We start from the raw sequence: 17107 nt of genomic DNA on the forward strand, positions 1-17107 counted from the left end.
GAGTGTTCTCGGCCAACTGCGGCGTCCGCGCCGCCTCGGACGCAGATGTCGTCTGACGCATGGCGGCATGAGGTCGTCCAAGCCAGGCCGTCCCACCTGGGCTGCGGTGCGTGTTATTGGTCCGGGGGGCGAGGCTTTTGGGGGGTGAGGGTGCCGGAGCGGGTGTCTTGATTGAGTGTTCCGGTGCCCTTCGCGCTGGTCGGCCGTGGCTGGTTCGCGGTGGCGTTGCTTTGTCCCTTGGACTGGCGTTCGGTGTGGGCGGAGCGTGCTGCCGGCCAACCTGGCGGCGGTGCGGTCTCCTGGGCCAGGCCAGTGAGCACGGCCTGGACGAGGCGTTTCGTGTGCAGGTCGGCGGCCTCGGGGCCGTCGAGGGTCATGAGTCCGTCAGCGAGCAGGGCGGCGAGGCCGTGGACGGCGGCCCAGACGGCGAACTCGGCGCCGGAGCGGGCTTCGGCACTCAGGTCGCCGATCTCGACGAGCCGGTCCAGTTCGGCGTCGAGCACCTCGTGCGGGTGCGGTGAGATCGCGGCGTCGCGGTCGCGGGCGCCGGAGCCGAAGGCCAGGCGGGCGACCGCGGGGTCCTCCAGCGTCCAGCGAACGTAGGCGCGCCCTGCCGCCACGAGTCCCTGCCGGGCATCGGCGCCCGGTCCGGCGGCCTGAGCGGCGGCGGCCATCTGCTCGCCGAGCCGGGAAAGGACGCGCACGGACAGGGCACGGACCAGCGCGTCGCGGGAGGAGAAGTGGTGGTAGGCGGCACTCGGGCTGACTCCGACCCGTGCCGAGGCCTCACGCAGCGACCAGCCCGCGTCACCGTGCTCGTGGACCAGTTCCTCAGCGGCGTCCAGCAGCGCGCCGCGCAGGTCCCCGTGGTGATAGCGCCTCTTGCCCATGAGCACCGATCTTAACAGTGCTCAGATTGGTGGTACGGTAGGAGCTGAATCTAAACACTGCTCAGATTGGATTGCGATCATGTGTCCCACCAAAGCCACCGGCCCGGACGCCAGCGGCGCCCCGGACGTCAGCGGCGCCCCGGCGCCGGTCGTGAGCGGCGAGCCGTTCCAGGTTTCCGACGGCGTCCACGTGATTCCGGACCGACGGGTGGAGCTCGTCCCGAACGTCGGCCTCGTCGTCGGCGAAAGGGCCGCGCTGGTCGTCGACACTGGCATGGGACCGCGCAACGGCGCGTACGTCCTGCGGCAGGCCCGCCGCCTCGCCGGCGATCGGCCCCTCTACCTGACCGTCACGCACTTCCACCTTGAGCACGGCTTCGGCGCACAGGCCTTCAAGGGTGCCGCGACCATCGTCTACAACCGGGGACAACGCGACGAGCTGCACCGCAAGGGCGCCGCCTACCTTGAGATGTTCCGTGGCCTGAGCCCGGCCATCGCGGCCGAGCTCGAAGGCGTCGAGTTCGTCGACCCCGACCTGGTCTACGACGGCCAGGCCGAGATCGACCTCGGCGGTCACACGGCCGTGCTGCGCCCCGTCGGCCCCGCCCACACCACCGCCGACCAGGTCGTGCTCGTCGACGACCAGGTGCTGTTCGGCGGTGACCTGCTCGAGACCCGCATCTTCCCGATCACGCCGTACTTCCCGCCACACGACACCGACGTCGACCCGCATCGCTGGATCAGCGTGCTCGACCAGCTCAGCGCCCTGGCCCCCAAGGTCGTCGTCCCCGGGCACGGCGAGGTGACCGACGCCTCGTTGATCGGTGACGTCCGCGACTACCTGACCTACGTCCGCGACGAAGTGGGCCGCCTGCGGGCTTCCGGCGTCCCTGCCGATGAGGCGGCGACGGCCATCGACACGGATGCCCGCGCCCGCTGGAGCACCTGGGAACGGCCTGAATGGATCAGCTCCGCCGCGCGGGCCTTCTACGACGCCGCCCCCACCGACTGAGTGCCATACCATGAACACGCGAAGAGAACCGCATGGGGCACCCCCAGCGAGCCTCGCATCCGATGACCGGCGAGAGCGCGGCATCTCCGTCTACGCCGAGATCCTCGACGTACCCGAGTCGGAGGTGCTCGCTACCTTCTCCGCGCGGGTCGGGCTGCCGTTCGCCGAGGAGCAACTGCAGGCGGCCGGCGGAGCCTCGTGGGCGCACCCCGCCCTGACCGGACGCGACCGCGACGTCGCCGTCATCACCGCCCTGACCGCCCAAGGCGTTTCCGGCGACCGACTGGCCACCCACCTGCGGCAGGCCCGGCAGCACGGGCTCGGCGAGGACGCGCTCACCGCCCTGATGACGCTCCTTGCCAGCTACCTCGGATACCCCCGGGCGTCACTCGCGATGGAAGCCGTCCAGGACCTGTTCAACACAGACTCGCCCTCCACCGGCTCGATGAGGAACTCATCCAGCGCGTAGTGGGCTTCGTGCTCGGTGCCGCCGCCCACCTGGTAGGCGCCGGACGCGATCTCCTCCGGACGAGGCCGACTGCTTACAGCGACGTCCCCCTTCGGCGCACTCGCGCATGGAATGTCCCGTATGGGGCACATGGTCGTACGCTGCGGAAGGAGCGGGCATGGGAATGCTGAAGCGTTTCTGGCGTCGAAGGACGAGACAGCACGGCGCGAAGCCGTTGCCGCCAGCGCGACGTCGCGTGCCGACCTTTCGGGAGATGCACGCGAGGATGCGGACCGAGCGCGCCGAGGCCACGCTCCTGGCGACCGAGGCGAAGATCCATCAGGAAGCGGAAGGGTACCGCCGTGGGCGCCGCCGCACCGGCTGAGGAGCTTTCAACGGCGGCGCCAGAAGGAGTGAGAACCGCATGGGTCTATTCGAGAAGTTGAAGAACAGGACGCAGCGCGCCAAGGGGCGCGCCAAGGAGAACGCGGGCCGCGAGTCGCGCGATCCGTCCTTGGAGGCGGAGGGGCGCAAGGACCGCATCGCGGGCGGCGCCAAACAGGTCGGCGAGAAGGCCAAGGACGCGGCCCGGGAGGTCCGGCGCACCACTGAGCGCTGACATTCCACCTTGATGACGCGCAGCATCGAGGGCTGGCCGGTCAGGGGCAGGTCACCGATCCGCTGAAGGTCGCCCGGTAGTCGTTGTTGAGGATCACGGTGAGCATCCCCACCTCGAACGAGGAACCGGCGCCCCACCTGACCTCCCCGCTGCTCCTGCGGATCTGCTCGCTCGTCGTCCTGGTGAACTCCTTGCCTTGAAGGTGGAAGACCACCTCCTGGCTGCCGACGGTGAACACGGCGCTGACCTCGTCGCCGGTCTTGACGGTGACCTTCTTGGGCGAGCATTCGACCGTGAAGAGGTTGAACCCGCCGTTCCGGGTGCCGAGTTCGTTCGCGAGGGTCTCCTTCTGGAGGAAGAGGTTCGCGCGATTCTTGCGGATGCCCGAACCGCCCATTTGCCCCTTGCTCGTGTTCTCGCTTTCGGCCTCCGCCCGTCCGGGGCCGCCCTCGGACGACTCGCCGTCCGACGCCCCGCAGGCCGCTGCCGCGAACAGCAGCGGAACCGAAGCCGCCATCAAACCGAAGCGACGGACCATCTGCCGGCCCCCGATTGTGAAGTTTGCCGAGTACACAGTTCGGCGACCCTACCGGTCATCACACGGCTCGAGGACGCCATTCCGCAATCAACTTCCGTGAGGGGCCTGGGGTAGACGCCCGAGTTCACCGCGGCCGCTGCCCAGCCCGTCGACCGTACTGTCACCATCGCGTATCGAGGTGGTGGGGGTAGAGCTCGGCCCAGTCGACTTCGTGCTCGCCGAGTTGCTCGATCACCAGCCCGAACAGCAAGTTGTCGACGGTCAGCTCCAAGGGGCGGATACCGACCCGGCAGGGGTTACTGGCCGAACAGGGGCAGGATCGCTCTGATCGTCTCGACCACGCCGTAGAGCAATGGGAGGCCGACGATGGACCAGGAGATGACGAGACGCGGTAGACCCCCGGCGGAAGCGGCGTCGGGCCCGCCATCGTTCGGGGTACGGCCCTCGGTTGGCGCCATGCTGCGCTTCTCCTTCGAAATCGAGGCCAGCGCCGGCCTCATCAAGTGGCCGGGCTCGGGTCGGTGGCGTGCGACTTGGTTTCCGGGGCGTAATGACGTTCCGCCACCGGACGGATGAACAGGTTGGCGGCGAACCCGACCGCGAGGACCCCGACCATGGTGAAGAGGGCGGGACGGTAGTCGGCGGCCACCAGGGCGCCCGGCTCTCCGCGAGCGTCCAGGAAACGGTTCACGATCAGCGGTCCGGCGATGCCCGCCGCCGACCACGCGGTCAGCAGCCGGCCGTGGATGGCACCCACCTGGTAGGTGCCGAACAGGTCGCGCAAGTAGGCCGGAACGGTCGCGAAACCGCCGCCGTAGAAGGAGAGGATCAGCGCGGCGAGGGCGATGAAGAACGCGGTCGAGGCGTCGCCGAAGAGTGCCAGCAGGATGTAGGCGGCCATCCCGACGCCCAGATATCCCACGTAGGTCGGTTTGCTTCCGATGTAGTCGGAGGTCGAGGACCACACGAATCTGCCGGCCATGTTGAACATCGACAGCAGCCCGACGAATCCGGCCGCCTCGGTCGCCGACACCGAGGTCGAGGCACCGGAGCGGAAGAAGTCGCTGATCATCGGCCCGGCTTGTTCGAGGATCCCGATGCCGGCGGTCACGTTGCAGAACAGCACCGTCCAGAGGAGCCAGAACTGCGGTGTCCTGATGGCCGACGCCGCCGAGACGCTGCGTGCCGTGACCATCGTCCTGGAGCGCTGCAGGGCGGGGTCGAAGCCCGGCGGACGCCATCCCGGGGCGGGGACCCGGACGTTGAACACGCCCAGCATCATCACCAGGAAGTATGCGACGCCCAGCGTGACGAAGAGCAGGGCCACGGCTGTGCCGGAGGGCGGGCTGCCGTCCGGGTCGTAGAGGGACAGCAGCCGGCGGGACAGCGGCGAGGCGACCAGCGCGCCGCCGCCGAACCCCATGATGGCCATGCCCGTCGCGAGGCCCGGCCGGTCCGGGAACCACTTGATCAGCGTCGACACCGGCGAGATGTAACCGATGCCCAGGCCGATGCCGCCGATGAACCCGTAGCCGAGGTAGACCAGCCAGAGTTGCCCGGTGGCGATGCCCAGCGCGCCGACCAGGAAACCAGACGCCCAGAAGCAGGCCGCGGTGAACATGGCGCGCCGCGGGCCGACGCGGTCGACCCAGGTGCCCATGACCGCGGCGGAGGCGCCGAGCATGACGATCGCGATGGAGAAGATGACGCCGATCGCGGTGAGGCTGACGTCGAAGTGCTCGACGAGGGCGGTCTTGTACACGCTGGTGGCGTACGCCTGGCCGATGCAGAGGTGGACGGCAAGCGCGGCGGGCGGGATCAGCCAGCGGTTGTAGCCCGGTTTCGCGACGGTGTGCCGCTGGTCGAGGAAGGAGAGCGCCACGGCGGGGGGCCTCCGAATTTCGGGGAGCGTTCAGGAGCAAAACCCCCGATACAGAAGACCCTAAACACCAACGTGCTACTTGAACAGACCCATCGCCACCGACGCGTTGAGCGTGGCGTGGTCGCTCCGCGGCGACTTCGGATACCACGGCACGTAGAGGAACGCCCCAAAGGCGGCCGCTCTCCGCGTAGCTCCACCGGGTGGACGGCGCGCTCCGCTGGGGCGAACTCATGGGCCTGCAGCATCACCACGTCGCGGCGGGCACATGGCGGGCCCCGGCGCTGGTGCAATTGCGCGGGAGCTGGCTGATCCTCAGCCCGCCCAGTCCTGATTGACATGGCGGGCGGCTGGCCGGGCGGTGCCCGCAGGGTCTTGCCGGAGGCCTCGGCGGCGGCGACGCCCTGGCGGGTGTTCTCGCTGATCATGTCGCGCTGGAACTCCGGCACCGAGGCCAGCACGTTGACCATCATCTTGGTGCCGGGATCGTCGGCGGCCAGGTCGATCCCCGACAGCAGCCCCGACTCCACCCGCAGGTGCAGGCCGCGGCGGATCAGCAGGCTGAATACGCGGCTATTGCCAGTCCTCCTGAGCTTCTCGCCTCGCGCTGGGCAATCGCTGGCGGCCTTCCCAATCCATCTCCCATCTGTTTCCCATCGGTTGCCAAGCCCGCTGCCCCATCCTGATCCTGTCAGCCAAATCGAGAGGGGAAGATGCGGTCCCATCTACACAAGGAGGCGCGCCGGTAGGACACCCCAACTTGGGACGATCAGAGAGCGAAGGTGGGGAATTTTCACGCGTGTAACGCTGCCCGCCACCGGTTGGACACCGGCAAATCGAGGTTTCAGCGCCACATCAGAGCCGTTTCAGGCGATATGACGACGGAGGAGTGCCCGGCGGCGCCGGGCGGTACCGGTTCCGCGATGGAACGCGATGGAACGCCTAACTAGTGAAGGCGCAGGGCCTTCCCCAGTGAGCACGGCAACGCACAGGAGGCGGTGAATCGATCGCCGCCGTCATCGAAGGAGCGACATGCGTAGTCAGTTCGGCAATAACGGGTTCGCCTCGAACCCACAAGCGTCTTTCCTGCAGGGCGGCATTGTCGCCAGGCACCTTCAGTCGGCTGACGTCACCCCGTTCGTCGAGCACGGCCAGCCGTATCTTCCACAAGCGGGCTTTTCGGATACCGTCACGTGCACAAACAACCTGCACGTTCCGGCCTGCCGGATCGAGACCGACGGTTGCCACACCACCGCGCTCCCGACCGACTTCGGCTGCGCGACCGACCTCCAGGTATGCAGCAATACCTTCGGCTGCTAACCCATGGTCCTCGGCCTATCGGAGCTGACCGGCTATCTGCTGGATCGGCAGCATGTTCACCCGGACGCGGTAGTCGACGGCGGTCTCGGCATGGTCGATGCGTCCAGCCGTCATAGCAACGTCATTGTGCGTGCCGACCCGGCGGTCGGGCTGTTCATCAAGCAGGGTAGGTCCGATCCGGTCCAGCCGGTCACCGGCTGGACCGGGCCGGGAACGACCGCACACGAGGCAGCGGTATATGCGCTGCTCGACTCGCTTCCCCGGCGACATCCTTCCAGCGGAGCTTTGGTACCGGTGCCACGCTGCCTGGGGTTCGACGCAGACCACGGCGTGCTCGTCCTGGAACTGTTCCCGGACGCATCGGACCTGCTCACCCACCATGCCCGTACGCGGCGTTTTCCTGTCACCCTCGGAACCCGGCTCGGGGCCGCACTCGCCGATCTGCACGAACATGCCACCGGCCCGGCGCGGGAACGACCGTCGGAGTTTCCCGGCTACCTGCCCTGGGCGCTGCGGCTGGACCGGCCGGGAACGGCGTTCTATCGCCAGATGAGTAACGCGGGCATCGGGCTGGTGCGGATCGTGCAGTCGTCTCCGGAGCTGCGGGCGGCGCTCGCGGAGCTACGCGCCGGCTGGCGGACCGATGCCTTCATCCACCACGACCTCAAGCTGGACAACTGTATGGTCCTCGCGGCCGGTACCTCCGGCCGGCATACCCGGCTGGCGCTCGTCGACTGGGAGCTCGGCAACCTCGGCGATGCCTGCTGGGACACCGGTTCGATCTTCTCCTCCTACCTGCACCACTGGCTGATCTCGTTCCCGCTGACCGGCAGCGAGCAACCCGACCACTACCTCGACCAGGCTCGCTTCCCGCTGGGGCGCATGCACAATGCGATGCGGGCGTTCTGGGCGACCTACGTGCGCGCCCGCGGGTGGGACGCCGCGACGGCGGATGCGGCACTGATCCGCAGCGTCCGTTACGCGGGCGCACGGCTGTTGCAGACCGCGTGCGAGCGGACCAAGCCCCTGTCCCGAGTATCCACGGTGGTGGTCTGCCTCACCCAACTGGCCGAGAACGTGCTGGCCCGGCCCGGAGAAGCGGCCGAGCATCTGCTTGGCCTGTCTCCGCGAGAGGGAAGTGATGAGTGACACCCGCGCGCTGGTGGCCGAGGCCATTGCCGCCACCCGCATCTACCCGCCGGCGTGCTACTCGTGGTTCGGCGTGATGTCTGCGCGGCCGGCGGCCCGCGCCGCCCGTACGCTCAGCTCGCGCGCGACCCGGGACTATCTCGTGGACCAGTTGTCCAGCCGGTTGTACACCGACTTCTACCGACACGGTCGAGCCGAGCGGACGCGATGGCATGTCAACAGGCTGTCAGCGAGCCGGCACGATTTCGAGGCCGCGTTGTCGGCGGCGAACTGCGGGCAGGGACATCTGGACGGCGGCTGGCAGGTGCGGGGAACCGACGAGTACGGAGTGATGGTCGTCAAGAACGGGCTGGAACTGACCGTCATGGCGGACGAGCTGACCCGGACGACACCGGCCGACGTGCCGGCCTCCGGCGAGTGGGCTGCACTACGGCTGCCCAAGGAACTCTTCTGGGCCTCCCCCGGTTTCTACCTGGCCTGCGGCGACCGTCCGATGGACAGCCGACGGCCCGTACGCCTGTACTGGAACTTGCGCCCGGACGGGGCCGCCCCGTTCGTCGCGGCCGCGACTCGGCTGCTCAACTCCGCGGCGGCGGCGTTCAACCTCAAGGTGCCGAACGACCCGAACACCTTCATGCGGTGCGACGCGGGAGTCATCTATCTGCCCCGCGACGACTATCCCGCGCTGGCCGATCTGATGCTCGCCCTGCACGCCGAGATCGCCGGCTTCCTCTCCCCGCGTACGCCGGTGTTCACCGCCCAACTGGCCCCTGGTCTGGGTTTCGCCGAAGACCCGGGAACAGGGAGAAGCTTCGGGGAGCACCGCTGCCGGCTGCTCGCCGAGGCATTGGTGCGGTCGCACGAATCGGGATGGGCCGACGACGCGACCGTACTGGCCGCCGTGGAAGAACGCTTTGCCGAAGCCCGCATCGATCTGGACGCCGCGCACTTGAGTCCCGACCTGGTTGGCGTCTCATGACCGCGCCCGGCTACAGCCCCGCCGCCGACACCGCGGACCGGCAGCTGTCGGCTGCGGTGGGAATCGGCGCCCGGCTGGTGGCCGAAGCCATCTGGTCGGGAGACCGCTGCAACTGGGTCGGCGCCGAACCGCTGGATCTGCGGAACCGGAACGGCGCGAGGCTCGCGTTGACCTACCGAGCGCTCGGCCCGAACCTGTACGCCGGCAGCAGCGGCGTCGCACTGTTCCTCGCCCAGCTGCGCACAACCACTGGCCAGGATGAGTTCCGGCCGACGGCGCTGGCGGCGATGCGGCATGCGTTCTCCCGGCGCGAGGAGCTCGATCCCCACATGCGCGTGGCCTTCTACACCGGCTGGTCCGGAATGGGGGTGGCCGCGCTTCGCACCGGGCTGCTGCTGGACGCCGCGGAGTTCGTCGACGCCGGGACCGGCCTGCTGCGTGAGGTCTGCCGGCTCGTCGAGGCGATCGACGGGCAGGACGTCGAGTCGCCGGGCCGGCCGGAGTTCGACCTCATGTCGGGCATGGCCGGCACCGTCTTGGCGCTTGTCCTGGGACATCGCTACACCGGCGAGGACGCGCTGGCCGAGGCGGCGGCAACGGCCGCCGGCTGGCTGCTACGAACCGCCCGCAAGACCCGCACCGGCTGGTCCTGGCACTCATTCCGGATATCCGCTCAGCGTGATCTCACCGGACTCTCGCACGGCACGGCGGGAGTGGCCGTCGCGCTGATCGAGGCGTACCGGCTGACCGGTGAGGAACTGTTCGCGACGGCCGCCCGTAACGCGATGCGCTATGAGAACCGCTGGCTGAGCGTCGAAGAAGGCGACTGGCCGGACTTTCGGCGCCACACCGACGCCGGCCGGGCCCGCGTGTACACCCCGCTGTGGTGCACCGGAGCCCCGGGCATCGCGCTGTCCCGCCTGTACGCCTACGAGCAGCTCGGCGAGCCGCAGTGGCGGCAGGACGCGACCACGGCGCTCGCCACCACCGAGCGGGTGACGCGCCAGCTGTTGGAAGGTGGCGGCGCCGACTACTCGCTCTGTCACGGGCTCCCCGGCAACGCGGAGTCCTTCCAGCAGGCGGGCGTGATCCTCGGCGCCGACGCCGGCGGCCGCGATATCCCATCGCTCGTCGCCGACCACGGGCTGGAGCGGAACGCGAGTACCGGCACCTGGCCGTGCGGAACCCACAGTGAGGAGAGCCCGAACCTGATGCTCGGCCTGGCCGGGATCGGCTACTTCTACCTCCGGCTGGCGGCACCGCAGCTCCCATCCCTGCTGCTGCCCGTGCGGTGGGGTCGGTGACCGAGCCGGCCGACCCCGAGCAGGTGCCGCTGCACCGGCTGGGCGGGCTGTTCGCGCCGCACTGGCCGGCGCTGGTCCTGATGCTGACGGTCACCGTTGCCACGTCCGTGGTGGGGACGGTGTCACCGTTCCTGGTGCGGGCGGTCATCGACACCGCGTTGCCACGGCGCGACCTTGCTCTGCTCTACCAGCTCGGTGCCGGTCTCGTCGCGGTGGCGGCGCTGATCGCCGTTCTGAGCATGGTGCAGGGCTGGATCAGTTCCCGGGTCGGCTTGCGGATCATGCACCGGCTGCGGACTGAGGTGTTCGCCCACCTGCAGCGGCAGTCGCTCGCGTTCTTCACCCGGACCCGGGCCGGGGAGGTGCAGTCGCGGATCGCCAACGATGTCGGAGGCCTGCAGAACGTGATCATCTCGGCCGCCTCCTCGGCCGCGTTGCAGCTCACGACGGTCCTCGCCGTTGCCGTGGCGATGGCCGCGTTGTCCTGGCGGCTCATGCTCATCTCGCTCGTGGTGACGACACCGGCGGTGCTGGTCACCCGCCAGGTCGCCGCGCTGCGCCGGAGAGTACTCAGCCAGCGGCAGCTCGAGTACGAAGATCTCACCGTCACGGTTGAGGAGAGCCTTTCGGTCAACGGCATCCAGCTGATCAAGACGCTCGGCACCGGGCCCGGCCAGGTCGCCCGGTTCACCGAGATCTCCACCCGCCTGGTCGACCTCGAGCTCCGCGCCCAGCTCACCGGCCGGTGGCGGATGGTGGCGCTGAACGTCCTGTTCTCCGCGATCCCGGCCATGATCTACGTCGGCGCCGGCTACGCCGAAACGACCACCATCGGCACGGTGGTCGCGTTCACCGGCCTGCAGTCGGCGCTGCTCCAGCCGATGATGGGCCTGCTGAACACCGGCGCCATGGTGAGCAGCTCGCTGGCCCTTTTCGGACGCGTCTTCGAGTACCTGGACCTACCGGTCGAGATCGACGACCCAGCCGACCCCGTACGGATCGACCCGGCCACCGTCACCGGCCAGCTACGCTTCGAGGACGTCACCGTCGCCTACCCCGGTGGCGGCCCGGCCGCGGTCGCCGGCGTCACCCTTGACGTACCCGCTGGGACGACGCTGGCCGTGGTAGGCGAGACCGGCGCCGGCAAGAGCACACTGGCATCGCTCGTACCGCGGCTGCGCGACCCCACCGGCGGCCGGGTCACCCTCGACGGCATCGACCTGCGCGACCTCACGCTCGCCGACCTCGCCGCGACCGTCGGCATGGTCAGCCAGGAGACCTACCTGCTGCACGGCACCGTACGCGACAACCTCCGGTCCGCACGGCCGTCGGCGACCGACGCCGAGATCGAGGCGGCCGCCACCGCCGCCCAGATCCACGATCTGATCACCGGCCTACCGGACGGCTACGACACCGTGGTCGGGTCCCGCGGGCACCGCTTCTCCGGCGGCGAGCGGCAGCGGATCGCGATCGCCCGCACGCTGCTGCGCGACCCGCGCGTGCTCGTCCTGGACGAGGCCACCAGCGCGCTGGACACCGCGACCGAGCGAGCGGTACAGCAGGCGTTCGACCTGCTCACCCAAGGCCGGACCACGATCACCATCGCACACCGGCTGTCCACGGTCCGGAACGCCGACCAGATCGTCGTACTGGACCACGGCCGCGTCGTGGAGACCGGCACGCACGCCAGCCTCCTCCGCTGCAACGGCCGATACACCGCCTTCGTCACCTAACCGGCGCCGCCCGCTCGGGTCACCAGGGCGGTCACGTCGGCCGGCTTCGGCGCGTCGCAGGCCCCCCGGCGCCACCCTCGCTCCGCAGGAATCCCGAGGATGCTTCAGATACCAGAACTGGCGTAGGTCCATGGAGAAGGCCCAGGTCCAGGGGCGACAGAGGCAGCAGAGAGCTCAGCCGACTCTGGGGTTATTGCTTAGGAAGCCGAGCGCGGCCTGTAGGAGGGTTGTCATGTCGCCCCGCCACGGCAGATGGTCCTTGCCCTCCAGGGCGATGAGCAAGGCACCGGGGATCTGGCGTGCCAGATCTTGTCCGAGCGCGAACGGTATGGCCCGGTCTTTACGACGATGCAGTACGAGCGTGGGCGCGCGTACGGCGCCGAGCCGATCGCGCACGTCCAAGCTGTAAACCATGCTTAGCGAGGATTCAGTGATGGCCGGTGTCGCGGCCGCCCGCAGGAACGCGGCAAACTCGTCGCGTTCCTTGGTGCTCCCGTCCGGAACGAAGATGTCGGCGAGGAGCCTGGAGCCGACGCCCGGATGTGCGCCAACGATCGACAGGATCGATTCCCGTGCATGTCGTTCGGCGATCTGTGCGCCGTGGGCGTAGCTGCCGTACAGTACGAGCCGCTCGACCCGATCTGGACACATCGCCGCATAAGCCGCCGCGACACATCCTCCAGACGAGCCGCCGAGCAGCGCCACCTGATCGTTGGTCCCGGCGACCTCATCCACCACGGCCGCCAGCACGGCAATCTCATCGTCCGGGTCGGCGCTGGGCAAGGCGTCCCGATCAGACAGGCCCCTGCCAGGGCTGTCGTACCGGACAATGGTGAAGTGCTCGGCAATCGCGGTGACGAACTTCCGGAAAGCCGGGTTGCGCCAGTCCAGCTCCAGGTGACTGCAGAACCAGCCCCCGGTCACCAGAACAGGCCCCGAGCCAACCGCAGACCATGCGACCCGACGACCGTTCACGGCGGTGAAGCGCACCAGCTGCTCAGCCGGCGGCACTGGCTCGCGGCGGCGCGCGCGGCGGCGGCCAGCTCGGATCCGACTGCCGGAAGGGCACGGACCACCGCCGTGTCCTACCGTCCGGCGCGACGGGCACGCTGGATGTGCGGGCGACTCGACGGCGCCATCGACCACAGGCGTACGGGTGATCTGGCGGGGGATCTGGGCGGCGAAAGCGCTCGCGACGGTGGACGCCTCGGCTCCGGACAGGATCTGCCGGTGCAGCTGTTGCAGCGAGGCCGACGGCTCGACACCCACCTGTTCCACGAGGTTCTCTCGAAGCTGCCGGAACGCGGCCAGCGCGTCACCCTGGCGTCCGGCACGCGCCAACGCGGTCATCAACAATGCCCAGAAACGCTCGCGCAGAGGATGGATACGGACGTAGCACCGCAGCTCACCAACGATGTCGGTGTGCCGGCCGAGCCGCAGATCGACCTCTACGCGTTCCTCAAGTGCCGCGAGGCGGCGCTCTTCCAGATGCACGGCCTCCACCTGGCACACGTCCAGCGAGATCCCATCGAGCACGGGACCGCGCCACAGCGCGAGAGCCTGCGTCAGTAGCGCAGACCGCTCCTCCAACGCGCCTATAGAAGCGGAAGCGTCATCGGCCAGCGCGTGTGCGGCAGCGGTCAGTTCCTCGAACCGATCCCGGTCGAGCTCACCCGCCCGGGTTTCCAACATGTAGCCGGGCGCACGCCTGAGAACTGGCTGCCGCCCGCTGTCGGCCGGCAGAGCCCGGCGGAGCCGCGCGACACATCCCTGCAATAGCTCGCGCGCCGCAGAAGGAGCCTGATCTGCCCACAGATGATCGATCAACCGATCGCTAGAAACTACCCGGTTGGCGTGCAACAAAAGGACGGCCAGCAACGCCTGCTGCTGCGGTCCGCCAACCGTGACACAGGCTTCGCCGTCCAACACCTCAAGCGGCCCAAGAATCCGAAACCGCATAACTCCCCCGAAGAAAGTACGTAGCAGAGCCGATGCTGATCGGGCGCACGCACCGAGCCTCACCGACCATCTGCGCGGGTCAGCGGCGAGCCCGGTCATGGCGTGCGGGAGCCATCCTGAGCAGCGACCGCGGATCGGACCGGCCCGCGAGCACCCCGGCCCTGATGTGGCGCAGTCCGGCGCCCGGCCCGACACCGAGCTCCGCCGCCAGGGTCCGCTGCGCCCGCTGGTAGGTCTCCAGCGCCTCGGCGGTCCGGCCGGCGACCAGAAAGGCGACCATGCGCAGCTCCCACAGCCGCTCCCGCAGCGGGTGCTCGGCGAGCAACCGGTCAATCCCGGCCGGCGCGCCCTCCGCCGTCCCGGTCGCCAGCTGGGCGCCGAGCAGCCCCTCCTGCGAGTCGAGCCAGAGCTCGGCCAGATAGGCGCCCTCCGCGGCCGCCCAGCCGTGCACGCTGCAGTCGGCGAGCGACCGGCCGCGCCACAGCTCCAGTGCGGCGCGGTACGCGCGGTCGGCCTCCCCGTAGGCCCCCCGCGCGCTGTCGCGCCGCCCGTCGGCGACCAGCTCCTCGAAGCGGTTCCGATCGACGTCCACGGCGTTCACGGCGAGCAGGTAGCCGGGGTCCCGCCGGAGGATCATCCGGTCCCGGCTGCCTGCCGCGAGGGTCGCGCCGAGCTTGGCGAGATGGCTGTGCAACGTCCGGACCGCGGTCGGCGGCGGCTCCTCGCCCCACAGGCCGTCCACCAGTTGCCCGACCGTGACCACCGTCCCCGCCCGCAGCGCCAGCAGGCCCAGCAGGCTTCTGCGCCGCCTGGGCAGCGAGATCGGGCGACCCTCGCTGCACACAGTCACAGAACCGAGCACATCGATCACGACGCCGACATCGCCACCAGTCCCGAACTCCACCGCGCCCCCAAACGTCGGAGCCGCCGCGGGGATTCGGCTCGTTTACCCGGATACACGACCAGGGGTCGATGAACGTTCAATCGAGGTATGTGACAAGCGTCACATCGTGGGGCATTGGAGGGAGTCGCCCACCAGGTCCGGGACCTGCACCTGCGTGTCGGAGGTGTTGGTGAACAGCAGCCGGTTCTTGGAATCAGGCCCTGCGTCGCCGACGATCCCCTTGGTGGAGTTGTTCACCAGTACGTGGGTGACCTCCGGGGGCTTGGCGGCCGGGTGGTTCTCCAGATACGGGGCGCCGGCACCGGCCACGTGCGGGCTCGCCATCGACGTCCCGGAGCTGAGGCGCGCGCCGGTGTCATCCTCGTGTCCGGCGGACCTGATGGAGCTGCCCGGCGCGAATATGTCCAGGCAAGTCCGTGGTTGGAGAACGAGGCGCGGGCGTCGGTGCTCGTGGTGGCGCCCACGGTGATCGCTTCGGGCACCGCGGCGGGGGAGCGCCGGCACGCGTCGATGTCGTCGTTGCCCGCGGAGACCGCGTACGTGAGCCCGGATAGGACCGAGGCCTTGACGAACAGGTCCTCGACGAAGCTCCGGCCGCCACCGAGGCTCATGTTGACCACGGCCGGCTTGACCGCGTTCCTGGTCACCCAGTTCACGCCGGCGGTGACGTCGGACTTGCTGCCCTTTTTGTCGCCGCGTCCTGCCAAACGAAGATCCTGGGCGGGTACGCCCAGCGCACACAGCCATCGGCCCAGCCAGGACGCCGCGTCGTCGGCGGCAGTGGCCCGAGCCGGGCGAAGCTGGCTCAGCGGCCGATCGGGAGGTCTTGGCGGGCTTGTTCCAGGTCGGTTCCCAGATCCACAGTCGGTGCTGCGGGGAAACCTGGTGGTATCCGTACAGGCCGACCTCGGTCAGGGTGTGCAGGTCCACGCATACCCGCTGATAGGCCTGGCCGATCGCCTTGGCCGGGTCGTCCAGGCCCTTAACGCCAAGCTTGATGCAGGCCCGGTACTCATAACCTTCCCTGGTCGCGTGTCCGGTCGAGCACATTGCTCCTGGGCAGGGGTCGTTAGGTGAGGACGCTGTGGTTGGCGCGGAAGACGCCGTGCGGGTCGCGGGAGCGCTTGAGTTCGCGCAGCCGGGTGAGGGCGGATTCGGGGAATGCGTCGGCCGCCGTTTCTTCGGGGGCCAGCAGCGTGTACGGCTTGCGTCCAGAGGCGACGGCGCCGAGCTGCTCGACGATCTGGACCTGTCTGCCGCGGGCGGCGTGCGCGATTTCCGGATCGGCCCCCAGACCGATCATCTGGAGAAGGTAGGGCTCGGCCAGTGCTCCAGCCGCACCGGAGCCCGGCTCGGCCAGCGCACCGCCCAGATGCCGGACCTGGATGCTGATCAGCGGGTCGATCGGCTCGGTCGCCAGGGTCTCGTGCAGGTCGGTCAGTAGCTCCGCGCGGGTTGCCGCGGGGGTCGGGCTGGTCGGTTCGCCGGTGATCGCCCCCAGGTCGGCCACTGCCACGACGCCACGGTTGTCGCTGATCACGCCGTCGATCGTGTCGATCCGGCGCACCAGCGCCGCCCCTTCGCGCGGGTCGCCGAGGTAGGTCAGGTCCAGGCCCGCCATGGGCGGGGCTCCGGGGAATCCGAATCGGTTGAACCAGACGGTCAATTCCGGTGGCGCCTCGTCGGTGATCTTCCGGAAGACCTCGAACACCTCGCCGCTGCGCGCACCCGGCCAGATCACGCGCCCGCCGTACACCGACGGCGCCGGATGCAGATCGAATTCGAGTGACGTCACCAGTGCGAAGTCGCCGCCGCCGCCTCTCAGTCCCCAGAACAGTTCCGGATCCGATGTGTCGCTCACCCGGGTCCGGTCGCCGTCGGCGTCGACGATGTCGAGGGCGCGCACGCTGTCGGCGGCCCAGCCGTATCTGCGGCCGAACCAGGACAGGCCGCCGCCCAGCGTGTACCCGGCCACGTTGACCACCGGTGAACTGCCGGCCAGTCCGGTCAGGTTCGCGGGCCCCGTCTTCGCCAGTACCTGCCCCCAGTTCGCCCCTGCGCCGACCTGGGCCAGCCGCTCCCGCTCGTGCAGCCGGACGCCGTCCAGACGATTGGTGCGCAGAAGGATCACCCCCTCCACGTCGCCCGAGGCGTCGTGACCATTGGCCTGGGCGGTGACCGTCAGGCCCGACCGACGCGCGTATCGGACCAGCGCGGCCACATCATCGGCGTCCTCGGCCTCCACCACGGCAGCCACCGGCTGCTCGATGGCCAGGTTCCAGGGCTTGCGGGTTGCGTCGAAGCCGTCGTCGCCGCGCTCCAGCACCCGGCCCTTGACCGCTCCCCGAAGATCACTGCTCGTCATCTGAGAAC

Annotated in this window: 17 protein-coding genes; 9 read left to right on the forward strand and 8 right to left on the reverse strand. The window is 69.2% G+C overall.

Annotated elements, in window-relative coordinates; translation table 11 throughout:
- Positions 1–113 precede the first annotated feature (113 nt).
- Entirely contained in the window at positions 114–890 is a 777-nt protein-coding gene (locus tag E1287_RS01910; protein ID WP_131962918.1) for a TetR/AcrR family transcriptional regulator, read from the reverse strand.
- Between the two features lie 79 nt (positions 891–969).
- On the opposite strand from E1287_RS01910, the gene E1287_RS01915 reads away from it, so the two are divergent.
- The 4 genes from E1287_RS01915 to E1287_RS01930 all read left to right on the forward strand — a co-directional run bounded on the left by E1287_RS01915 (position 970) and on the right by E1287_RS01930 (position 2969).
- Positions 970–1902, forward strand: a complete 933-nt coding sequence (locus E1287_RS01915; RefSeq protein WP_131962920.1) for an MBL fold metallo-hydrolase — start codon at positions 970–972, stop codon at positions 1900–1902.
- A gap of 10 nt (positions 1903–1912) precedes the next feature.
- Positions 1913–2371, forward strand: coding sequence for a carboxymuconolactone decarboxylase family protein (locus E1287_RS01920; protein ID WP_165968846.1), 459 nt, complete (start codon positions 1913–1915; stop codon positions 2369–2371).
- 157 nt (positions 2372–2528) lie between these two features.
- Entirely contained in the window at positions 2529–2735 is a 207-nt protein-coding gene (locus tag E1287_RS01925; RefSeq protein ID WP_131962924.1) for a hypothetical protein, read from the forward strand.
- A gap of 39 nt (positions 2736–2774) precedes the next feature.
- A complete protein-coding gene (locus E1287_RS01930; protein WP_131962926.1) occupies positions 2775–2969 on the forward strand; it encodes a CsbD family protein in 195 nt (64 codons plus the stop codon).
- 40 nt (positions 2970–3009) lie between these two features.
- Here E1287_RS01930 and E1287_RS01935 read toward each other — a convergent pair whose 3' ends face one another.
- From E1287_RS01935 to E1287_RS01940, 3 genes are all read right to left on the reverse strand, one after another.
- Positions 3010–3486: a hypothetical protein gene (locus E1287_RS01935; protein WP_131962928.1), complete on the reverse strand. Its 477-nt coding sequence runs from the start codon at positions 3484–3486 to the stop codon at positions 3010–3012.
- 317 nt (positions 3487–3803) lie between these two features.
- Positions 3804–3965 carry a hypothetical protein gene (locus E1287_RS43475; protein ID WP_165968843.1) on the reverse strand — a complete coding sequence of 54 codons (162 nt, stop codon included), beginning with the start codon at positions 3963–3965 and terminating at the stop codon, positions 3804–3806.
- 41 nt (positions 3966–4006) lie between these two features.
- Positions 4007–5389, reverse strand: a complete 1383-nt coding sequence (locus E1287_RS01940) for an OFA family MFS transporter (RefSeq protein WP_131962930.1) — start codon at positions 5387–5389, stop codon at positions 4007–4009.
- Positions 5390–6418: 1029 nt separating this feature from the next.
- Here E1287_RS01940 and E1287_RS01950 point away from each other — a divergent pair.
- Genes E1287_RS01950 through E1287_RS01965 form a run of 5 tightly spaced genes read left to right on the forward strand, consistent with a single transcriptional unit; the run spans position 6419 to position 11871 of the window.
- Positions 6419–6706: a hypothetical protein gene (locus E1287_RS01950; RefSeq protein ID WP_131962934.1), complete on the forward strand. Its 288-nt coding sequence runs from the start codon at positions 6419–6421 to the stop codon at positions 6704–6706.
- 3 nt (positions 6707–6709) lie between these two features.
- Complete coding sequence (locus E1287_RS01955) at positions 6710–7855, forward strand: phosphotransferase (protein WP_131962936.1); 1146 nt, start codon at positions 6710–6712, stop codon at positions 7853–7855.
- Entirely contained in the window at positions 7848–8834 is a 987-nt protein-coding gene (locus tag E1287_RS43480) for a T3SS effector HopA1 family protein (protein ID WP_165968847.1), read from the forward strand. Before E1287_RS01955 ends, E1287_RS43480 begins: the two co-directional genes overlap by 8 nt.
- Complete coding sequence (locus E1287_RS43485) at positions 8831–10138, forward strand: lanthionine synthetase LanC family protein (protein ID WP_165968848.1); 1308 nt, start codon at positions 8831–8833, stop codon at positions 10136–10138. Before E1287_RS43480 ends, E1287_RS43485 begins: the two co-directional genes overlap by 4 nt.
- Positions 10135–11871: an ABC transporter ATP-binding protein gene (locus E1287_RS01965; protein WP_243718508.1), complete on the forward strand. Its 1737-nt coding sequence runs from the start codon at positions 10135–10137 to the stop codon at positions 11869–11871. Before E1287_RS43485 ends, E1287_RS01965 begins: the two co-directional genes overlap by 4 nt.
- 174 nt (positions 11872–12045) lie before the next feature.
- Here E1287_RS01965 and E1287_RS01970 read toward each other — a convergent pair whose 3' ends face one another.
- From E1287_RS01970 to E1287_RS01985, 4 genes are all read right to left on the reverse strand, one after another.
- On the reverse strand, positions 12046–13797 hold the full coding sequence (locus E1287_RS01970) for an alpha/beta fold hydrolase (RefSeq protein WP_165968849.1): 1752 nt from the start codon (positions 13795–13797) through the stop codon (positions 12046–12048).
- Positions 13798–13909: 112 nt separating this feature from the next.
- A complete protein-coding gene (locus E1287_RS01975; RefSeq protein ID WP_131962942.1) occupies positions 13910–14680 on the reverse strand; it encodes a BTAD domain-containing putative transcriptional regulator in 771 nt (256 codons plus the stop codon).
- Between the two features lie 153 nt (positions 14681–14833).
- Positions 14834–15058, reverse strand: a complete 225-nt coding sequence (locus E1287_RS46565; protein ID WP_347813943.1) for a hypothetical protein — start codon at positions 15056–15058, stop codon at positions 14834–14836.
- 745 nt (positions 15059–15803) lie between these two features.
- Entirely contained in the window at positions 15804–17099 is a 1296-nt protein-coding gene (locus tag E1287_RS01985; RefSeq protein WP_131962944.1) for an FAD-binding oxidoreductase, read from the reverse strand.
- Positions 17100–17107: the final 8 nt, after the last annotated feature.

The sequence above is a fragment of the Actinomadura sp. KC06 genome, from assembly GCF_004348735.1.
GTDB lineage: Bacteria > Actinomycetota > Actinomycetes > Streptosporangiales > Streptosporangiaceae > Spirillospora.

What these genes read in the sequence shown, in the direction of transcription:
- E1287_RS01910 (WP_131962918.1), bottom strand. Translation starts at nt 890, where the DNA reads ATGGGCAAGAGGCGCTATCACCACGGGGACCTGCGCGGCGCGCTGCTG.
- E1287_RS01915 (WP_131962920.1), top strand. Translation starts at nt 970, where the DNA reads ATGTGTCCCACCAAAGCCACCGGCCCGGACGCCAGCGGCGCCCCGGAC.
- E1287_RS01920 (WP_165968846.1), top strand. Translation starts at nt 1,913, where the DNA reads ATGAACACGCGAAGAGAACCGCATGGGGCACCCCCAGCGAGCCTCGCA.
- E1287_RS01925 (WP_131962924.1), top strand. Translation starts at nt 2,529, where the DNA reads ATGGGAATGCTGAAGCGTTTCTGGCGTCGAAGGACGAGACAGCACGGC.
- E1287_RS01930 (WP_131962926.1), top strand. Translation starts at nt 2,775, where the DNA reads ATGGGTCTATTCGAGAAGTTGAAGAACAGGACGCAGCGCGCCAAGGGG.
- E1287_RS01935 (WP_131962928.1), bottom strand. Translation starts at nt 3,486, where the DNA reads ATGGCGGCTTCGGTTCCGCTGCTGTTCGCGGCAGCGGCCTGCGGGGCG.
- E1287_RS43475 (WP_165968843.1), bottom strand. Translation starts at nt 3,965, where the DNA reads ATGGCGCCAACCGAGGGCCGTACCCCGAACGATGGCGGGCCCGACGCC.
- E1287_RS01950 (WP_131962934.1), top strand. Translation starts at nt 6,419, where the DNA reads ATGCGTAGTCAGTTCGGCAATAACGGGTTCGCCTCGAACCCACAAGCG.
- E1287_RS01955 (WP_131962936.1), top strand. Translation starts at nt 6,710, where the DNA reads ATGGTCCTCGGCCTATCGGAGCTGACCGGCTATCTGCTGGATCGGCAG.
- E1287_RS43480 (WP_165968847.1), top strand. Translation starts at nt 7,848, where the DNA reads ATGAGTGACACCCGCGCGCTGGTGGCCGAGGCCATTGCCGCCACCCGC.
- E1287_RS43485 (WP_165968848.1), top strand. Translation starts at nt 8,831, where the DNA reads ATGACCGCGCCCGGCTACAGCCCCGCCGCCGACACCGCGGACCGGCAG.
- E1287_RS46565 (WP_347813943.1), bottom strand. Translation starts at nt 15,058, where the DNA reads ATGGCGAGCCCGCACGTGGCCGGTGCCGGCGCCCCGTATCTGGAGAAC.
- E1287_RS01985 (WP_131962944.1), bottom strand. Translation starts at nt 17,099, where the DNA reads ATGACGAGCAGTGATCTTCGGGGAGCGGTCAAGGGCCGGGTGCTGGAG.